General features: G+C 64.7%; 4 protein-coding genes. All 4 read right to left on the reverse strand.

The features are described from left to right. Positions 1-174: 174 nt before the first annotated feature. Positions 175-381, reverse strand: coding sequence for a hypothetical protein (locus KBY96_RS16170; protein ID WP_254980582.1), 207 nt, complete (start codon positions 379-381; stop codon positions 175-177). Between the two features lie 248 nt (positions 382-629). Beyond that, positions 630-1175, reverse strand: a complete 546-nt coding sequence (locus KBY96_RS16180; protein WP_261358538.1) for an ISAs1 family transposase — start codon at positions 1173-1175, stop codon at positions 630-632. Next, the gene (locus KBY96_RS16185) at positions 1172-1786 is read right to left on the reverse strand and encodes an ISAs1 family transposase (protein ID WP_254980583.1); all 615 of its coding nucleotides are present in this window, start codon (positions 1784-1786) and stop codon (positions 1172-1174) included. The genes KBY96_RS16180 and KBY96_RS16185 overlap by 4 nt, the downstream gene beginning before the upstream one ends. A 135-nt stretch (positions 1787-1921) precedes the next feature. Then, positions 1922-2518: an ISAs1 family transposase gene (locus KBY96_RS16190; protein ID WP_254980584.1), complete on the reverse strand. Its 597-nt coding sequence runs from the start codon at positions 2516-2518 to the stop codon at positions 1922-1924. Positions 2519-2836: the final 318 nt, after the last annotated feature.

Below are 2836 nucleotides of genomic sequence, written 5' to 3' on the forward strand. Positions count from 1 at the left end.
GCATCCCGGGAGCTCTGCTCCAGAGGTGACAGGTCCGCGGTCATGGCGCTGAGCCTGGTCAGTGGCTCGCGGAGGGGGGCCAGATTTCGTGTCGCATCTGGTCCAGTTTTCGCTGTCGCCTGACAAGGCCACGATCTTGCGGCTCCAGACGTCCACCACCAGGTAGAGGTACAGTCATACCCCCCGCACGCTGGTGGGCAGGTAGGTGATGACCCAGCTCCAGAGCTGATTGGGTCCGTCAGCACGCCGGCTGGACACCGGGCGCGGTTCCTGCGGCGGTCTGGGCCGTCCGCGGCGCTGCTCCTGCTGGTGGGCGTGGAGCACGCGGTAGAAGCTGTTCTCCGAGGCCAGGAACTCCCCCTGGTCGGCCAGGGCCGGCATGATCTAGGAGTTTGTCGCCCGTAAGGCTCCTGCCCAGCCATCGCTGCGGCAGTTGGGGGCGCTGGCCATGGCGTCTCGCTGGCTTGCTCCACTGAGCCCCATTGATGTTGGGCTCCAACCGCCCTGGTTGGCATCTGACACCAAGCCCCGCAGCAGGAAACGCCGCAGACCCCGGCCTTCCTTGATCTGACCATTCACCGGCTCCACGATCACCTTGCGCTGGGCGTAGATCCAGGATCTATTAGAAGTCATCTTGAGAGCCTCGCTGCCGCCGCGGGCTCTCGCCACCCCAGCAGCCTGAGCAGGCCCTTGATGTCGTGAGCCAGGGCGGCGATGCCCTCGGTGATCGACCAGATCCCATCGAGTCGCAGGGCGTTGATCGCCAGGCTGCGGAGGGTGGCGAGGATCTGGACGCCGTTGTTCTCCCAGTAGCGGTGGCCGTCTTCCCGCAGCGGCACGTCGCGCACCCAGTGCCAGCTGTTCTCAATCGACCAGCGGTCTCTGACGTGCCGCAACAGGGCCTTGGCTCCGGTTCGCAGACTCGAGACGTAGTAACGGGTCTCATCCGTCGGCTTGCCCCCGCGGATGCCGTGGCTGCGCACGGCGATGATCGTGGCGCTGCCCGGCCACTGCTCCACCCACTCCGGTGCAGGCATCGCCCGCAGGGTCCAGGTGATGTCACGCCCCCGCTTGATTTCCCGTTTGCTGGTGCGCCACGGGATTCGCCGGCCATAGGTGAGCCGGTCTCTGATCAGCCGAAACCCCTTGCGGCGGCTGTGTTTGACGGCAATCAGGAAGTCGGGGCCGCGCTGCTCGAGGTAGAGAAAAAACCGCGGTTCGCATGCAGCGCGTCCGCCTGCACCAACAGACCGTCCAGTTCGACGCGATCCAGGAGCTGCCGGAGGGCCGCGATCTCGCCGCCGGCGTCGGTGGCGTAGGTGCTCTGGGCGATGGCCACGCCCAGCGTGTTGGAGTAGAGGCTCACCTGGGCAATGAAACGCGCTGCGCCGGAGGCGTTTTCAGCGATCGAGCCCCGCAGTGTCTTGCCGTCGCACACCAAAGTGTCGACCGTGTCCGTGACGCCGGGCTGGGCCGCCATCCACTGCTGGAGCAGGGCCTCGAATCCCTCCACATCGAGCTGAGCCAGCAGCAGGCGGAAGGTGGAATCCGACGGCGGCTTGGCGATATGGGTGCCGAGCAGCTCGTTGAGTGTCTTCCGGTGCCGCTTGGCGAAACGCTCCATCCCGAGCAGCGAACCCTGGTTGCTCAGGATGGCCAGGATCGCCACCAGCAGCATCCACCACTGCGGGAAGCGCACCCCACGGCGCATGCGGCAGTCGGGCAACGCCTTGAGGAAGCTGATCAGATCGCTTGCGGCAGCAGGGTTCTGGATCGGCGAGGCCAAGGGTGCGAGGCGTGATCTCGCCAGAAAACCGTTGCCGCAGGCAACCCGCCAGGGCTACTGGGACAGACTTCTAATGGGCCCTGGCCTACGCCCTGCTCGTTGACAGAATTCGGATCCATCTTGAGGTTCTCTTTTTCAGGAGTCCCTACTTAGGAACGGGCGCTGGGTATGCAGGGCATCCGCCTGAATGAGCACGCCCTCAAGATCTAGCTCACCGAGTAGCTGGCGCAGCACCGCCCGCTCGTGATTCTCTCCCGTGGCATAGCAGGCCTGGCTGATTGCTACGCCCAGGGCAGCCGAGTAGAGCGTCACCTGGGCAATGAACGCGGATCCCCCGCCGTCGGTGGGCTCGATAGAACCTCTCAAAGTCTTGCCGTCGCAGACCAGCTGATCAAGATCGCCTGCACCAGCTGGGATCTGGGCGATCGTCCAGTCGCGGATCGCGGCGCAGAGGGCGGCCACGTCCACCTGCAGGAAGAAGTAGCGGAACGAGGAGTCCGAGGGCGGACGGCGCAGTTCGAGCCCCAGCGCCTCGGTCAGAACGCTGTGGTGGCGGATGGCAAAATGCTCCAGGTCCCGCAGGCTCTGGCAACCACTGAGGATGCCCAGCACCGCCACCAGCAGCAAATACCAGGCCGGGAACCGCACCCCGCGTCGCATGCGCGCGTCCGGAATTCCCTTGAGGTAGCTGATCAGGTCGAGATCGGTTGCAACAGCAGCGGTTTCAGGCACAAAGCAGGGGCAAGCCCGCTCAGCTCAACCCATGCTGGCAGCAGGGTCAGGGAGCATGTGACACACTTTGCAGCAGCCCTGGAGGGAGCCCATCTCAAGCAATGGGCGGAATGATTCCCACGAAATAGATTCCGACAACCTCCTGATGAGGACCGGCTTCTTCTTACGGAGTTGTGCGGCCCTGCGCTGTTTGAGGTGGTCTGGCTTTTCTGGACAGGTCCCATCGTTAACCTCTGAGGCGGGGTACCGCCCCTGAAAGGGGCTCCCACCAATGAGCAAGCGCCGCACCCACAGCCCCGAGTTCAAGGCCAGAGTCGC

The sequence above is a fragment of the Cyanobium sp. ATX 6A2 genome, from assembly GCF_024346355.1.
Lineage (GTDB): Bacteria > Cyanobacteriota > Cyanobacteriia > PCC-6307 > Cyanobiaceae > NIES-981.

What these genes read in the sequence shown, in the direction of transcription:
- KBY96_RS16170 (WP_254980582.1), bottom strand. Translation starts at nt 381, where the DNA reads ATGCCGGCCCTGGCCGACCAGGGGGAGTTCCTGGCCTCGGAGAACAGC.